Below are 14091 nucleotides of genomic sequence, written 5' to 3'. Positions count from 1 at the left end.
CGAATGATCCGGTCATTTTCTTGTCGCGACACAGAGGCCATCTATCAAGGGCGGCCATCCGCACGGTTCGCGAATATCCGGCGCATCTCAGAGCGGAAGTTGACTATGCTCGACTCAGCCACATCGCTCATCGATCTGCGTTCGCCGCCGGGGAACCGTCTTGAGGCGCTGTCAGGTATCCGGCAGGGGCAGCACAGCATCAGGATCAATGACCAGTGGCGGGTCTGCTTTGTGTGGACCGATGACGGACCGGCGTCCGTCGAGATTGTCGATTACCACTGAAGGAGCTCACGCGATATCATGCTGAAGAGTGGAATGCGTCCGGTCCACCCCGGCGAAATCCTCCGGGAGGAATATTTGATCCCGTTGAGTATGTCCCCGAGTGCGCTGGCGGGGGCTTTGCGGTTGACGGCCAGCCGAGTCAACGAAATTGTTCGCGAGAAGCGCGGTATCACGCCGGACACGGCCCTGCGCCTGGCGCGCTACTTCGGCACCACGCCTGAATTCTGGCTCGACCTGCAGACGACATACTCGCTCCGCGTCACCGCGCAGAGCGAGTGGGATACGATCGTCGAGGAAGTGCAGCCGTTCAAGCAGTCTGGCTGAAACGACTCGATCGCGTTATTCGACGTCGTCGTCATCCTCCTCGTCATCCCAGCCGTGGTACTCGGCCGCGATCATGCGCTCCCCCGGCTGGAGCGGGGAGGCGGGCGGCAGCTTGCGGCCGCGGTCGAGCGTCTCGTCGACCACCATGGCCAGCGCGTCCTGCGCCATGAAATAGGCCTCGCCCTCGTCGTCGCCCTGGGTGGTCACCCCCGGCCAGTCGCGGAAACTCACCTGGAAGCCGCCATTCTTCAGGTCCGGCTCGAACCGCGCCGGATACGCGTAGGCACCGCTCGCTTCGCTCATCCCATCCTCCGTCTTGACTGTTGTTGCAGCGCATCATTCCAGTCATTCACCACTCCGCTGCCTAAGTGGAAATCCAGCCCATTTTGGCCGGCCCCCTCCGCCCTGTGGTAAACTTGCCCAGTTTGAGCAGCACCGCCTGAGCGGTCCTTGCCGTAGAAGCTGCGGCATCGATGGCTGTACACATCTGATTCTGCCGCATTATGCCCCTGTCCCCACCTGTTCCCCGCGAGCCGCGGCACACCCGTGCCATCGAGGTGCAGGCGTTCGCCCGCGCCGACGGACTGTGGGACCTGGACGCCCGCATCACCGACGTCAAGGTGCGCGACGTGCAGCTTGCCTCGGGCCTGCGTCCCGGCGGCACTCTGCTGCATGACCTCAGTTTGCGCCTCACCATCGATCTGCATTTCACCGTCGTGGACGCCGAAGCGTGTTCCGACGCCGTCCCGTACCCCGGCTACTGCGATGTCATCGGCCCGGCCTACAAGTCCCTCATCGGCTGCAACCTGATGCAGGGCTTCCGCGCCGCGCTGAAGGAACGCCTCGGCGGCACGCTCGGCTGCACGCACCTGACGGAACTCGCGCAAGTCTTGCCCACCGCGGCCGTCCAGGCCTTTGCCAACGACGTCCTCAAGACGCGCGACGGCGACACCGACGACGCCCAGCTCACCCACAAGCCCTTCCAGATCGATCGCTGCCACGCTTTGGCTTCGACCGCTCCGGCGGTGGCCAAGTTCTATCCGCGCTGGTCCGTCAAGGCAAGCAATGGCTCTGCCTAGCCCCGCCGCGCCCGATCAACCGGTCAATCAATTCACAGTTACAAAACAGAAGGGAAGCCAGCATGAAAATCCATGAGTATCAAGGCAAAGAGATCCTCCGAAAATTCGGAGTGACGGTCCCGCGCGGCATCCCGTGCATGTCCGTCGACGAAGCCGTCAAGGCAGCGGAACAGCTGGGCGGCCCGGTCTGGGTGGTCAAGGCGCAGATCCATGCTGGCGGCCGCGGCAAGGGCGGCGGCGTCAAGGTCGCCAAGTCGATCGACCAGGTCCGTGACTACGCCAACCAGATCATGGGCATGCAGCTCGTCACCCACCAGACCGGCCCGGAAGGCCAGAAGGTGCGCCGCCTGCTGATCGAAGAAGGCGCCGACATCAAGAAAGAGCTGTACGTCTCGCTGGTCACCGACCGCGTGACCCAGAAGGTGGTGCTGATGGCCTCCTCGGAAGGCGGCATGGACATCGAGGAGGTAGCCCACACCAACCCGGAAAAGATCCACAACGTCGTGATCGAGCCGTCGGTCGGCCTGACCGATGCGCAGGCTGACGACGTGGCCCGCAAGATCGGGATCCCGGAAGCGTCGATCGCCGACGCCCGCGCCAACCTGCAGGGCCTGTACAAGGCCTACTGGGAGACTGACGCTTCGCTGGCTGAGATCAACCCGCTGATCCTGACCGGCTCCGGCAAGGTCATCGCCCTGGACGCGAAGTTCAACTTCGACTCCAACGCCCTGTTCCGCCACCCGGAAATCGTCGCCTACCGCGACCTGGACGAAGAAGATCCGGCCGAAGTGGAAGCCTCGAAATTCGACCTGGCCTACATCTCCCTGGACGGCAACATCGGCTGCCTGGTGAACGGTGCCGGCCTGGCCATGGCCACCATGGACACCATCAAGCTGTTCGGCGGCGAGCCAGCCAACTTCCTGGACGTGGGCGGCGGCGCAACCGCCGAGAAGGTCACCGAAGCGTTCAAGATCATGCTGAAGAACCCGGGGCTGAAAGCCATCCTGGTCAACATCTTCGGCGGCATCATGCGCTGCGACGTGATCGCCGAAGGCGTGATCACCGCCTCCAAGGCCGTGTCGCTGAACGTGCCGCTGGTGGTCCGCATGAAGGGCACCAACGAAGACCTCGGCAAGAAGATGCTGGCCGAGTCCGGCCTCCCGATCATCGCGGCGGACACGATGGAAGACGCAGCGAAGTCGGTCGTGGCCGCCGCTGCTGGTAACGCCTAATTCGAAGGAAACAACATGTCGATTCTGATTAACAAAGACACCAAAGTCATCACCCAGGGCATCACCGGCAAGACCGGCCAGTTCCACACCCGCATGTGCCGCGACTACGCGAACGGCCGCGAGGCCTTCGTGGCCGGCGTCAACCCGAAGAAGGCCGGTGAGGACTTCGAAGGCATCCCGATTTTCGCCAACGTCAAGGAAGCGAAGGCCCAGACCGGCGCGACCGTCTCCGTGATCTACGTGCCGCCGGCCGGCGCCGCCGCCGCGATCTGGGAAGCCGTCGAAGCCGAACTGGACCTGGCGATCTGCATCACCGAAGGCATCCCGGTGCGCGACATGATGGAAGTGAAGGACCGCATGGCCAAGGCCGGTTCCAAGACCCTGCTGCTGGGTCCGAACTGCCCGGGCCTGATCACGCCGGACGAGATCAAGATCGGCATCATGCCCGGTCACATCCACAAGAAAGGCCGCATTGGCGTCGTGTCCCGTTCGGGCACGCTGACCTATGAAGCCGTGGGCCAGCTGACCGCACTGGGCCTCGGCCAGTCGTCCGCTGTCGGTATCGGCGGCGACCCGATCAACGGTCTCAAGCACATCGACATCATGAAGATGTTCAATGACGACCCCGACACCGACGCCGTCATCATGATCGGCGAGATCGGCGGCCCGGACGAGGCGAACGCCGCTTACTGGATCAAGGACAACATGAAGAAGCCGGTGGTCGGCTTCATCGCCGGCGTCACCGCGCCGCCGGGCAAGCGTATGGGCCACGCCGGTGCCCTGATCTCGGGCGGCGCCGACACCGCGCAAGCCAAGCTGGACATCATGGAATCGTGCGGCATTAAAGTGACGAAGAACCCGTCCGAGATGGCGCGCCTGCTGAAGGCGATGCTGTAATTCGGTAGGCATTTGTCCGCCGGCCCTTGGCTGGCGATAATAGCGGGGAGCTCTGCGCAAGCGGGCTCCCCGTTTGTTTTGGTGTAGTGTGCAGGACGCTGAGCGTTCCAAACCGTGCAGGGCCCGGCGTTTCAAATTTATATGGCCAAGTTAATCATTTCCCGCGATGGACAGGTGGTGCAGCACGTGGAGCTGGTGAAAGACCGGACCACGTTCGGCCGCCATCCGGGCAATGACGTGGTGCTCGAACATGCCACCGTCAGCAGCCGCCATGCGGCCGTCACCCTGAGCGGCACCGGCGTGGCGGTCGAGGATCTGGGCAGCACCAACGGCACCTACGTGAATGGCAAACGGACCGCGCGCCAGCAATTAGCCGACCGCGACCGCCTGGTGATGGCCGTCTACCAGCTCGATTTCGTCGACGGCCCGCGCCGGCTGCCGGACGAGGAGCCGCAGCAGGACGCCGTGGGCGCCTTGATGTCGGGCGGGCAGGGCGCGGCGCGCCAGTCCAGCTTCGGCCTGCCTTCCGTGGCGCAGCCTGCCGCACCAGCGGCGCCGGTGCCTGGCGGCCGCATCGAGGTGACGTCCGGCCCGCACGCGGGCAAGTCCCTGCCGCTGTCCAAGCCGCTGACCACCTTGGGCAGTCCCGGCGCCGTGGTCGTCGTCATCAGCCGCCACGCCGATCACTTCTGTGTCGCGTTGATGGAAGGGGCGGCCCCGGCGACCCTGAACGGCCAGCCCATCGCGCGCGAGCCGCGCCGTCTGCACGATGGTGACCAGCTGACGCTGGCGGGCACAAACATGTCGTTTTTTGCTGCCTCCTGACAATTTTTGAAGGTTGCCTGACAAAAATCGTCACCCCGACTGACAAAAATCGTAGGAAATCGCTGCTTTCGTTATCCTGGAACTAACGAAATGCCGTCAAAACGGGCTGGCACGGGGATTGCTCTATGGAATGTGCGGCAGTAAGAACGCACCAAACATCCAAACCCCTGAAGGAGATTGACCATGAAATCGATGAAATCCATCAAAGCCCAAGCCCAAGCCGGCTTCACCCTGATCGAACTGATGATCGTTGTCGCGATCATCGGTATCCTGGCCGCCGTGGCAATCCCGGCTTACCAGAACTACACCGTCAAGGCCAAAGTGTCGAGCGCCCTGAGCGCCGTGGCATCGATCAAGACGGCTGTCGGCCTGTGCGCACAAGAGCAAGGCGGCGACCTGACCGGTTGCAACCTGGGCGCCAAAGGCATCCCGACTTTCAACGCAACCAAGGAAGTGACCGCCGCAACCGCTACCGACGGCGTCATCAAGCTGACGCTGGCGAACATCGGCACCGGCGTGGACGGCGCAGACGCGATCACCATGACCCCGACCCTGCCGGCTGGTTCCGACAAGATCATCTGGACCAACACCACCACCGTGACCAACGCGGCGGCCAAGGACCTGATCGAGAAGAACAACGCTGCTGCTGCATCGTCGGGCACCTAATCAGCCAGCCTGATTCAAAGAAAGCCGCCTTCGGGCGGCTTTTTGTTTGGCTCTGTCACCGTTAAGTGTGGCTCTGTCACCGTTAAGTGTGGGAGAAGGCTCCGACAGTCGCTCGTAACTGGGCGGCGGGGTCATCGATACGACTTTTATCGAGCGCCCACCGCCAGCCCAGATAGTTAGACAGGTAGTGAGTCGCGACCCCGTGAAAGTTGCTGAGCCATCCCCGAAATCGGCTGTGATAGGCGTTCACATTTTGGATGTGGACTGCGCCCTTGACTCGTGCGCCTGCCTTGAGATTCACCCACTGGTGCATAAAGCCGCGTTCCTGGGCGAAGTACAGGTAGGAGGCATTGGCGTCGGTCACCAGCAATGCATCCGGTGCGAGGATCGGTGCGAGCCCACGGTGCAGTTGAAGCTTGGTAACCGGACCTTTCCCAGCAATGAAATCGACAGTCTGGCCAGCTCGATCGCGGGCGACAACGATGCACACCTGCTCGCGCGAAATGCCGCGCTTCGTCGCTGCGACCCCGCGTTTGCGGGGTGGTCGCTCCAGGTGGCGCGCGCCCTTTTCCGACTCGCGTAGAAATAGCTCGTCGGCCTCTGCAATTCCGTGCAGTGGAAACGGCCGGTCCGTCTTGGGTAGGGTGAGAAAGCGGTGGCGCCAGCGGAATGCTGTGTTCTTGTGGACGCCTACCCGCACCGCTGCGCGCCGAACGGTATCGGATCTGAGCAGGGCTTTGCAGTGCGCCAGCCAGTTGTCCTTCAATCTGAGCCTGGCCATGGGTGTGCCGGTGAGTGAATCGAAGGTGGCGGCTACAGTCGACGCAGCGATACCTCTGCAGTTGCGACTTGTGACCGTGGCGATGGAGGTGGTGGCCGCGGCAGGCCGGGGACGCGAGTACCGGAGCACCCGCGTCCTCTAAGAGCTGCGCTGCGGGTGGTGGCTCGGCGGCGCGCATGAGAGCCAGCACGTGCGCTCGCTGAGTGCGGGTTAGTCGTTTGAATCCCTCTAGCCAGACTTCGAAATCAGACTTTCGCATGACCAAGCCTCCTGACGAGATACTTGGTTCGACACGCGCGTTCCCTGCAGGTTCCACACTTAACGGTGACAGCGCCTTTGTTTTCAGCGCAGCGTGTCGACCGGCACGCGTTTGCCGTCGGTCTGGATGATGAGGCGGGAGTGCGGCACAGTGAACGACGGATGTGCCAGGCTCAGGGTCTCGTCCTGCCCGGTGTAGCGCACGCCGGCCAATTCGGTCAACGTTGGCATGACCGAAGTTTGCGCAACAGGGAGCGAACGGCGCGCAGCCAGCGCCTGCCACTGCGCCCCATGTGTGCGCCTCCACGCATCGTTGGCCCAGAACACCAGCGGCACAATGGCCTCCATCCGGGTCGCCTGTTTGCCACTGTGCAGGATACGCTCACGCTCATCGTCGTAAAGGTTCTCCCCATGGTCGGCCGTGAACGCCACCACGGCGGGCTTGCCCGTCCGGCGCGCCTGTTCAATGATCTGAGCGACCACGTAATCGGTGGCCAGCACCGTATTGTCATATGAGTTTACGAAGCGCTCCCGCTCCGACGGACTGAAATGCGGCGGCCCGTCGCCCAGCACCGGTGTGAAGCGGCGGAACTTCGGCTCGTAGCGCCGGTCGTACGGGAAGTGGCTGCCGAGCAGGTGCACGGTGATGAACTGCCGGCTTCCGCATTGGTTGAGGCAAGCGGCAATCTGCGGCAGCAGCTCCGTGTCGTAATGCGGGCTCAGGCGCCAGTTGGTGTTCGCGAACTGGCGCAGTTCGGCCAGCGCCGGGTACACGTAATACTCCTGGTTCGAAATCCACGCGGTGAAGAACCCGGCTGCCTTAAACACTTCCGAAATATCGAGCCGCCCGCCGCCCACGCGCTGGGTGACGATGTACGGCATCGAGATGTAGGTGTAGTTGGCGCCCGCGCTGACGTTCGTGTAGCTGATGAGTTCGTCCTGGATCCTGGCCAGTTCGGGCGTGGTCTGGCGCGCGTAGCCATTGATGCCCAGGTGGTCGGCCCGCAAGGTCTCGCCAATGATCAGGATCACGACGGCGGGATCGGCAGGTGCGCTGGCGGTCACCGGGACCCCGCCATAGGTCACGCCGCGTTCGTCGAGGTAGGTCGCCACCGACCAGAGCGGCCCCGTCGGGAAGCTGTCCGCGATCACCTCCGGAGCGAATAGGCCCAATTCCTTTGTGGGCTCGGCAATGCCAGCCGTGGTCAGCGCTCCAAAAGACCCGTAGAAGAAAGTCCACGCAGCCGCGGCCTTGGTCCACGGCCGTGTGCGGCGCAACTCGGGCGGCAGCTGCCGCACCAGCCAGACATACACAAACCAGGCCAGCGGCAGCAGCGGCAGAGCCCAGGCAAAAGCGAACAGGGTGGTCGTGAATTCTTCCGGCCCGGCGCGAAACACCGACGAGATGAACGCTGCACCCGGCACGCTCTTGAAGAACCAGGTCAGGTAGCACTGGATTGGCACCAGGAAGGCGGCGGGCAGCCAGATAAAGAACAGCCTCCGCAGGGAGCGCACCAGCAGCAGCGACACGGCCAGCAGCAGCAGCGGCAAGCCGATCGTGCCCAGGGCATGGGCGATCGGCGCACCCTGGCGCCAGATGTACCAGGCCGCCATGAAAGACGGCGCCAGCAGCCACAGGGTAAGAATGGCCACGATCAGGCGGGGCCGGCCAGCGAACGGCAGCTTCATCTAGACGATCTTCTGCCGGTCCGCGATCAGCGCTTCGTAGGTGATGTTCTGCAGCAGCGTGTAGTGGGTCGGCTCCAGGTCCAGGAACTGCACGCCATAGCTGAACGTCTCCCCGATCCCGGCCGGCCCGCCCGCCGCCGCGCTTACGTTCTTGATGCTGGCGCGGGTGTTGACGATGACCTGGTGGTTGCCCGGGTTTTGAATCAGGGTGAACGACAGCTTCACGGTCTCGCAGCCCATCGGTATCCGGCGCGGCGACTCAACCAGCGCGCCGGACACCGACAGGTTCACCATGAACATGTTCATCGGCTGCGCGTTGTAGTGCTCGGGCGTCACCTGCACTGGAATGTCCACCTTCACGCGCATCGCTGCCCGCAGGCTGGTGCCCTGGATCGAGGTCGGAAAGGTGATGTGGACGTAGTTCACCGGCCGCGGGAACACCCGCACCACGGTGCTCGCGAACGAGCACACATTCACGCCCGAGAAGGCGCGGATGGTGACCTTGTCGCCCTCCGCCAGCGCGATCGCGGCCCCATGCTCCATCGGAATGCGGACGATCATGTACTCGTCCTTGACCCAGCCGATCAGAGTCGAAAAATGCTGCGCCGGTTTGATGGTGCGGTGCGTAATGAACTGCAGCCTCCCACCGACCTGGAGGTTCATCGCCTCGAACTCGAACTCTTTTGAAGCCGGCTCGGCAGCCTGGGTTTGACTCATGAATTCATTGGCAGCTGGAAAACTTCGCTAATCTACCTTGAGCTGCCAATGTTGTCGAGGATTTAAGGGGCCGACCAGTCGCCGGATTTGCCGCCGTGTTTTTCGAGGACGCGGACATCCGTCATGACCATGCCGCGATCGATGGCCTTGCACATGTCGTAGATGGTGAGGAGCGCGACCTGCACCGAGGTCAGCGCCTCCATTTCGACGCCGGTTTTGCCGTAGGTTTCGACCTGGGCGCGGCAGTGGACTGCAGACGCGTCCACATCCGTTTCGAAATCGACCGCCACCCGCGTGAGGGCCAGCGGATGGCACAGCGGAATGAGATCGGCGGTCCGCTTGGAGGCCATGATGCCCGCGATGCGCGCGATCCCCAGCACGTCACCCTTCTTCGAGGTCCCGTCCATGATGGCCGCCAGCGTCTCCGCCTTCATGCGGATCGTCCCCGCCGCCACCGCCACCCGGTGCGTCTCCGCCTTGGCTCCCACGTCCACCATGTGGGCTTGTCCGGACTGGTCGAAATGGGTGAGGCCTTGGATCATGGTCGGATGAGGTAACAATCTGTTTCGGGCCGCCGTTGACGGTCGACGGCTCCGTGGAAGCGGGTATGATAGCACCGTGACTCTGAAACCCAACCTTGCCATTCCCGCCACGCCGCGCTTGGCGGCACGGCCCGCGGCTCAGGCCATGCCACGCGGCGCGAGCGGCGTCCTGGCGCGTGTCGTGGCGCTTGCCTGCGTGGCCGCACACGTCACCACGATGGCCGCCGCCCCGCTCCCCGGCCAGACCGCCAACGGCAACAACCTGCCGGTGCTGGGCGACGTCGCGCGCGTGGACCTGTCGCCAGCGCTGGAACGCAAGGTCGGTGAGCAGATCATGAATGACATCCGCCACGACCGCGACTATCTCGACGACGCGCCCATCCTCGAATACCTGAATGGCCTTGGCACGACGCTGGTGCAGGCGGCGCCGGGTGCGCGCGGCGAAACCAACGCGGACTACGGCTTCTTCGCCGTGCGCGACCCGATGCTCAACGCGTTCGCGCTGCCCGGTGGCTTCATCGGCGTGCACACCGCGCTGATGATCGCGGCGCAAAACGAGTCCGAACTGGCGGGCGTGATGGCGCACGAAGTCGGCCACGTCGCCCAGCGCCACATCGCGCGCGGCATCGGCAAGGAAAAGCAGGACGCGATGATTCCGCTGGCGGCCATGCTACTCGCCGCGCTGGCCGCCAAGTCCAATCCCGATGCCGCCATGGGCGTTTTCATGGGCGGCCAGGGTCTGGCGATCCAGCGTCAGCTCAACTTCAGCCGCGACGCCGAACGGGAGGCAGACCGCGTCGGCTTCCAGATCATGAATGCGGCGGGCTTCGATGTCTCCGGCCTGGTGAGCTTCTTCGGCAAGCTGCAGGCGGCCACGCGCATGTTCCCGGACATCCCGCCCTCGCTGCTCTCGCATCCGCTGACCACCGAGCGCATGGCCGACATGCAGGCCCGCATCCGCGAGACGCCTTACAAGCAGCGCCAGGACAGTCTCGATTTCCACCTCGTGCGCGCCCGTGCCAAAGTGCTGCAGGACGAGACCGTGAACGGCCAGGACGAAGCGCGGCACTTCCTCGACGAATGGGTGCGCGCCCCCAGCCGCCAGCTGCAGATCGCGGGCCAGTACGGCCTGGCCTTCCTGGCGTACCGCCACGGCGACCTCGCCACGGCGCAGACGCTGCTCGACAAGTCGCGCGCGCTGGCGAAGCAGGCGCCCAAGCCCGGCGTGTTCGCACTCGATATCACGGCCAATGGCGACGGCGGCGCGATCTTCGCGAGCCTGGCCATCGACATCAAGCTGGCCGCGGCGCAGCCGAAGGCCGTGCAGGAAGAGGGCGTGAAGCTGGCCGATCGCGCCCGGGGCGACTACCCGCTCTCGCGCGGGCTCTCACGGCAGTATGCGGATGGCCTGATCACAACCGGTCACCTGGACCAGGCGACCAGGTTCCTGCGCGAGGAAGCGCAGTTGTACCGCTCGGACGCGAAGGTGCAGGAGCTGCTGGCCAAGGCCTACGCCGCGCAGGGCAAGATCGCGCTGCAGCACCTGGCGCTGGCGGAGTCCTATGCGCTCACCGGCGGCACCATGGGCGCGCTGGACCAGCTGGCGCTGGCCCGCAAGGCCAAGGACGCGTCGTTCTACGACATGGCGGTGATCGATGCGCGCGAGCGCGAGCTGCAGGCGCGCCGCCGCGACGAGGTCAAGGAACAGAAGGAAAACGGCGGGCCCTGAACGCGGGAGGCTCGTTCTGCGCCAGCCACACGTCGCGCCGCCGGCCGCGCGCCGCCGCCGTCAGGCCGCCGGTTCGCGCACGTAGCCGAAGTGCGCGGGCAGGGCGTCCCGCACAATCGACTTGACCGGCAGTGCCGCATCGCCGAGCCGCAGCACGAGGTGGCCGCGCGGCTCCTGCATCCAGGCCAGCAGCGCTTCGTCCGTGCACGCAACGCCAGCGAGCTCCATCTGCCCCAACAGCTGCGCGGTGTCGCGGTCGTCGACTTGTGCCACCTTGTCCCCGGCGCGCACGATGATTTCGCCGTGCTCCGTCAGGCACACCTGGTCAATGGCGCCAACCGGTTCGCCGGTGTGCAGCACGAGGCCATGCGCCGGATCGGTGCGCGCGATGAAGGGCGTGGTCTCCAGATTGAGGTACACCCGCTGCGGCCCGTTCTGGAAGTACCAGCACCCGCGTTCATCGTGCTGGTAGTTCCGGTTGATGAAGCCGACCAGCTGCGGATTGGTCAGCTTGTCGCCCGCCAGCTGCAGGCGCTGCGCGTTTTCATCCCGCATCCGCCAGACGCCGCGCGCGTCCAGCGCCAGCCACCCGTAGCAGTGCGGTACGTTCGGCCATTTGGCCACCGCTTGTTTGACGATATCGTCCATTTATCGAGCCTCGCACAAGTCGTTTCCGCGCGGCGCGCGCATGGCCGCTTCGCCATCGAAGAAATGCAGGATGCGCGCGGCCAGCCAGTCGATGCGGCCGGGCGGCGGGCCCACGGCGAAGCCCACATGGCCGCCGGTTTCCGGGTACTCCAGCTGCACGTGCGGCGACGCCTTGCGCGGCAGGTGGGCGCCCGGCAGGAACGGATCGTTCAGCGCGTTGAGCACCAGCGTCGGCACGGTGATGTCTTCCAGGACGTGCTTCGCACTGGCGCGGTGCCAGTAATCGTCGGCGTCCTTGAACCCGTGCAGCGGCGCGGTCACCACGTCGTCGAAGGCGTGCAGGTCGCGCGCGGCCAGCATGGTGTCGCGGTCGAACAGGCCAGGGAACTGCTCCAGCTTGGCCAGGCACTTGGGCTTGAGCGTTTTGAGGAACATGCGGGTGTAGAGCATGTTGAAGCCGGAGGAGAGCGCGGCGCCGCCGGCGGCGAGGTCCAGCGGTGCGGAGATCGAGACTGCGGCGTCCACGATTTCCGCCTGGTGCTGCGAAAGGCCCAGCCAGCGCAGCAAGGCGTTCCCGCCCAGTGATACGCCAGACGCATAGAAGTCTGCCTCATTGGGCAGCCGGTCATGCAAGCGGCGTATGACCCAATCCACCTCGTCGGCGTCTCCGGAATGGTAGAAGCGGGGCGCGAGATTGGCCTCGCCGGAGCAGCCGCGGAAGTGGACCACAGCGCCGGACCAGCCGCGCGCCGCGACGGCCGTCATCAGCGAGCGCGCGTAATGGCTGTCCGACGAGCCTTCGAGACCGTGGAACAGGACGACGAAGGGAGCGGCCGGCGCGGGGCCGTCGACAAAATCGAGATGGATGAAATCCCCGTCCGGCGTCTCCCAGCGTTCGCGCCGGAAGGCCACCGGCGGCTTGCGGATGAACAGCGCCGGGTAGATCGTCTGCAGGTGGCCGTTCGGCAGCCAGAGGGGAGCCCGGTAGTTCACGTCGGGCGCATAAGAAGGTTAGTGATGGCCGACCACGGTGCCCGGCTTGAGCGCGTACTCGGTGCCGCAATACGGGCACTTGGCGATGCCGTCATGGCCAAAGTCGAGGAAGACGCGCGGGTGCGAAGACCACAGCGGCATGGCCGGATTGGGGCAGTACGCCGGCAGGTCTTTACCTTCGAGTTCGACCACGGGGATCGTCTTGGTAGTCATGGGTTCTCCAGAATGCACAGTTCAGAAAACCACGATTCTAACGGATTGTCGCAGGCCTCCGGTAGAATAGCGCTCCCATCTGAACCGCAGAATCCCTGTCGCCGCCGTAGCATGTCGCAGCCAGCCTTCCCCCCTGACGAAGACGAGCAGCTCTGGAAGGAGGGCCTCAAGGAAGGCATGCCCACGCTGTTCGGCATCGGCGCGTGGGGCCTGGTGGTCGGGATCGCGATGGTCAAGACCGGCCTCACCGTGGCCCAGGCCCTGGCCATGACGCTGCTGGTATTTGCCGGTTCCGCCCAGCTGGCGTCCCTGCCGCTGATCGTCGCGCACGCGCCGGTGTGGGTGATCTTCCTCACCGCGGTGGTGGTCAATCTGCGCTTCGTGATCTTCTCCGCGCTGCTGGCGCCCCATTTTTCGCACCTGCCCTGGCGCCAGCGCCTGGCCCTCGGCTACGTCGCGGGCGACATGACCGTGGCCCTGTTCCTGCAGCGCTTCCCGAGCGAGGAGCGGGCCCGCGGCAAGCTCTCCTACCTCAAAGGCCTGCTGTACCCCAACTGGGCGGCATGGCAGATAGGCTCGATCGCCGGCATCTTCCTCGGCGCCGTGGTGCCGCCCGAATGGGGCCTGGGCTTTGCGGGCACGCTGGCGATCATCTGCATCATGGTCCCGCTGATGGCCGGGCGCCCGGCGCTGGTGGGCGTGCTGGTGTCGCTGGCCGTCTCGGTGCTGGCCTACAAACTCCCCTACAAACTGGGCCTGCTGTCGGCCGTCATCGTCGGCATGATCGCCGCCTTGGCGGTGCAGGCGCTGGCCGAACGCAAAAAGGCCAAGCGTGACTGACCTCGAAATCTGGGCCACCATCGGCGCGCTGATGGTCGCTACCGCCGTCACCCGCAGCTCGTTCTGGCTGGTGGGCCACCACATCACCATCCCGCCGCGCATCCAGCAGATGCTGCGCTTCGCCCCGGCCTGCGCGCTGGCGGCCATCATCGGGCCGGACATCCTCCTCGACGGCTCCGGCCAGCTGCAGCTGTCCGCCTTCAATCCCAAGCTGCTCGCGGCCATCGCGGCGGTCGTGTTCTACGTGGTGCGGCGGAACATGCTCCACACGATCATCTTCGGCATGGCTGTGTTCACACTGTTGCGACTTTTGCATCTCTAAGCCGTTGCCAATGCGTTAAAATGGCGCTCTTTCTCCCACCAGCCATTTTCTAGC

The 14091-nt window shown here is 64.7% G+C and carries 17 protein-coding genes and 1 pseudogene; 10 read left to right on the top strand and 8 right to left on the bottom strand.

Annotated elements, in window-relative coordinates:
• The first annotated feature begins 3 nt into the window (after positions 1 to 3).
• Both E4L96_RS05310 and E4L96_RS05305 read left to right on the top strand, forming a co-directional pair.
• Complete coding sequence (locus E4L96_RS05310; RefSeq protein ID WP_135206178.1) at positions 4 to 282, top strand: type II toxin-antitoxin system RelE/ParE family toxin; 279 nt, start codon at positions 4 to 6, stop codon at positions 280 to 282.
• A gap of 18 nt (positions 283 to 300) precedes the next feature.
• On the top strand, positions 301 to 606 hold the full coding sequence (locus tag E4L96_RS05305; RefSeq protein ID WP_135206177.1) for a HigA family addiction module antitoxin: 306 nt from the start codon (positions 301 to 303) through the stop codon (positions 604 to 606).
• Positions 607 to 621: 15 nt separating this feature from the next.
• Here E4L96_RS05305 and E4L96_RS05300 read toward each other — a convergent pair whose 3' ends face one another.
• Entirely contained in the window at positions 622 to 909 is a 288-nt protein-coding gene (locus E4L96_RS05300) for a type II toxin-antitoxin system HicB family antitoxin (RefSeq protein ID WP_135206176.1), read from the bottom strand.
• A gap of 200 nt (positions 910 to 1109) precedes the next feature.
• Between E4L96_RS05300 and E4L96_RS05295 the strand changes: the two genes are divergently transcribed.
• The 5 genes from E4L96_RS05295 (at position 1110) to E4L96_RS05275 (ending at position 5305) form a co-directional block, all read left to right on the top strand.
• Positions 1110 to 1685, top strand: coding sequence for a DUF2889 domain-containing protein (locus E4L96_RS05295; protein ID WP_135206175.1), 576 nt, complete (start codon positions 1110 to 1112; stop codon positions 1683 to 1685).
• 62 nt (positions 1686 to 1747) lie between these two features.
• Positions 1748 to 2917 (top strand): ADP-forming succinate--CoA ligase subunit beta, encoded by a 1170-nt coding sequence (gene sucC, locus E4L96_RS05290; RefSeq protein WP_135206174.1) that lies wholly within the window; start codon positions 1748 to 1750, stop codon positions 2915 to 2917.
• Positions 2918 to 2932: 15 nt separating this feature from the next.
• Complete coding sequence (gene sucD / locus E4L96_RS05285; RefSeq protein WP_135206173.1) at positions 2933 to 3814, top strand: succinate--CoA ligase subunit alpha; 882 nt, start codon at positions 2933 to 2935, stop codon at positions 3812 to 3814.
• Between the two features lie 141 nt (positions 3815 to 3955).
• Complete coding sequence (locus E4L96_RS05280) at positions 3956 to 4639, top strand: FHA domain-containing protein (protein ID WP_135206172.1); 684 nt, start codon at positions 3956 to 3958, stop codon at positions 4637 to 4639.
• Positions 4640 to 4822: 183 nt separating this feature from the next.
• Positions 4823 to 5305 (top strand): pilin, encoded by a 483-nt coding sequence (locus tag E4L96_RS05275; RefSeq protein WP_135206171.1) that lies wholly within the window; start codon positions 4823 to 4825, stop codon positions 5303 to 5305.
• 74 nt (positions 5306 to 5379) lie between these two features.
• On the opposite strand, the pseudogene E4L96_RS05270 reads toward E4L96_RS05275, so the two are convergent.
• From E4L96_RS05270 to moaC, 4 genes and pseudogenes are all read right to left on the bottom strand, one after another.
• Positions 5380 to 6345, bottom strand: a pseudogene (locus E4L96_RS05270) (IS1595 family transposase); the annotation flags it as partial.
• 83 nt (positions 6346 to 6428) lie between these two features.
• On the bottom strand, positions 6429 to 8033 hold the full coding sequence (locus E4L96_RS05265; protein WP_135206170.1) for a phosphoethanolamine transferase: 1605 nt from the start codon (positions 8031 to 8033) through the stop codon (positions 6429 to 6431).
• Positions 8034 to 8750 carry a flagellar brake protein gene (locus E4L96_RS05260; RefSeq protein WP_135206169.1) on the bottom strand — a complete coding sequence of 239 codons (717 nt, stop codon included), beginning with the start codon at positions 8748 to 8750 and terminating at the stop codon, positions 8034 to 8036.
• A 62-nt stretch (positions 8751 to 8812) separates the two neighbouring features.
• Positions 8813 to 9292, bottom strand: coding sequence for a cyclic pyranopterin monophosphate synthase MoaC (gene moaC / locus E4L96_RS05255; protein WP_135206168.1), 480 nt, complete (start codon positions 9290 to 9292; stop codon positions 8813 to 8815).
• 76 nt (positions 9293 to 9368) lie between these two features.
• Here moaC and E4L96_RS05250 point away from each other — a divergent pair, with 76 nt between their 5' ends.
• Complete coding sequence (locus E4L96_RS05250; RefSeq protein ID WP_307721626.1) at positions 9369 to 11021, top strand: M48 family metalloprotease; 1653 nt, start codon at positions 9369 to 9371, stop codon at positions 11019 to 11021.
• Positions 11022 to 11081: 60 nt separating this feature from the next.
• On the opposite strand, the gene E4L96_RS05245 is transcribed toward E4L96_RS05250, so the two are convergent.
• Genes E4L96_RS05245 through E4L96_RS05235 form a run of 3 tightly spaced genes read right to left on the bottom strand, consistent with a single transcriptional unit; the run spans position 11082 to position 12875 of the window.
• The gene (locus tag E4L96_RS05245; RefSeq protein ID WP_135206167.1) at positions 11082 to 11669 is read right to left on the bottom strand and encodes a DUF2946 family protein; all 588 of its coding nucleotides are present in this window, start codon (positions 11667 to 11669) and stop codon (positions 11082 to 11084) included.
• Positions 11670 to 12662 carry a YheT family hydrolase gene (locus E4L96_RS05240; protein ID WP_135206166.1) on the bottom strand — a complete coding sequence of 331 codons (993 nt, stop codon included), beginning with the start codon at positions 12660 to 12662 and terminating at the stop codon, positions 11670 to 11672.
• A gap of 18 nt (positions 12663 to 12680) precedes the next feature.
• Positions 12681 to 12875: a zinc-finger domain-containing protein gene (locus E4L96_RS05235; RefSeq protein ID WP_135206165.1), complete on the bottom strand. Its 195-nt coding sequence runs from the start codon at positions 12873 to 12875 to the stop codon at positions 12681 to 12683.
• Positions 12876 to 12986: 111 nt separating this feature from the next.
• Here E4L96_RS05235 and E4L96_RS05230 point away from each other — a divergent pair, with 111 nt between their 5' ends.
• Both E4L96_RS05230 and E4L96_RS05225 read left to right on the top strand, forming a co-directional pair.
• Entirely contained in the window at positions 12987 to 13715 is a 729-nt protein-coding gene (locus tag E4L96_RS05230; RefSeq protein WP_135206164.1) for an AzlC family ABC transporter permease, read from the top strand.
• Positions 13708 to 14037 (top strand): AzlD domain-containing protein, encoded by a 330-nt coding sequence (locus tag E4L96_RS05225; RefSeq protein WP_135206163.1) that lies wholly within the window; start codon positions 13708 to 13710, stop codon positions 14035 to 14037. Before E4L96_RS05230 ends, E4L96_RS05225 begins: the two co-directional genes overlap by 8 nt.
• Positions 14038 to 14091 lie beyond the last annotated feature (54 nt).

It is taken from the genome of Zemynaea arenosa (genome assembly GCF_004614185.1).
In the GTDB taxonomy this organism is placed as follows: Bacteria; Pseudomonadota; Gammaproteobacteria; order Burkholderiales; family Burkholderiaceae_D; genus Telluria; species Telluria arenosa.
The sequence above is the reverse complement of the archived record's forward strand: the minus strand, read 5'-3'. Positions and strand labels throughout refer to the sequence as shown.

Bases quoted from the DNA above. Each gene is read 5' to 3' on its own strand.
- E4L96_RS05310 (WP_135206178.1), top strand. From the start codon at position 4: ATGATCCGGTCATTTTCTTGTCGCGACACAGAGGCCATCTATCAAGGG.
- E4L96_RS05305 (WP_135206177.1), top strand. From the start codon at position 301: ATGCTGAAGAGTGGAATGCGTCCGGTCCACCCCGGCGAAATCCTCCGG.
- E4L96_RS05300 (WP_135206176.1), bottom strand. From the start codon at position 909: ATGAGCGAAGCGAGCGGTGCCTACGCGTATCCGGCGCGGTTCGAGCCG.
- E4L96_RS05295 (WP_135206175.1), top strand. From the start codon at position 1,110: ATGCCCCTGTCCCCACCTGTTCCCCGCGAGCCGCGGCACACCCGTGCC.
- sucC (WP_135206174.1), top strand. From the start codon at position 1,748: ATGAAAATCCATGAGTATCAAGGCAAAGAGATCCTCCGAAAATTCGGA.
- sucD (WP_135206173.1), top strand. From the start codon at position 2,933: ATGTCGATTCTGATTAACAAAGACACCAAAGTCATCACCCAGGGCATC.
- E4L96_RS05280 (WP_135206172.1), top strand. From the start codon at position 3,956: ATGGCCAAGTTAATCATTTCCCGCGATGGACAGGTGGTGCAGCACGTG.
- E4L96_RS05275 (WP_135206171.1), top strand. From the start codon at position 4,823: ATGAAATCGATGAAATCCATCAAAGCCCAAGCCCAAGCCGGCTTCACC.
- E4L96_RS05265 (WP_135206170.1), bottom strand. From the start codon at position 8,033: ATGAAGCTGCCGTTCGCTGGCCGGCCCCGCCTGATCGTGGCCATTCTT.
- E4L96_RS05260 (WP_135206169.1), bottom strand. From the start codon at position 8,750: ATGAGTCAAACCCAGGCTGCCGAGCCGGCTTCAAAAGAGTTCGAGTTC.
- moaC (WP_135206168.1), bottom strand. From the start codon at position 9,292: ATGATCCAAGGCCTCACCCATTTCGACCAGTCCGGACAAGCCCACATG.
- E4L96_RS05245 (WP_135206167.1), bottom strand. From the start codon at position 11,669: ATGGACGATATCGTCAAACAAGCGGTGGCCAAATGGCCGAACGTACCG.
- E4L96_RS05235 (WP_135206165.1), bottom strand. From the start codon at position 12,875: ATGACTACCAAGACGATCCCCGTGGTCGAACTCGAAGGTAAAGACCTG.
- E4L96_RS05230 (WP_135206164.1), top strand. From the start codon at position 12,987: ATGTCGCAGCCAGCCTTCCCCCCTGACGAAGACGAGCAGCTCTGGAAG.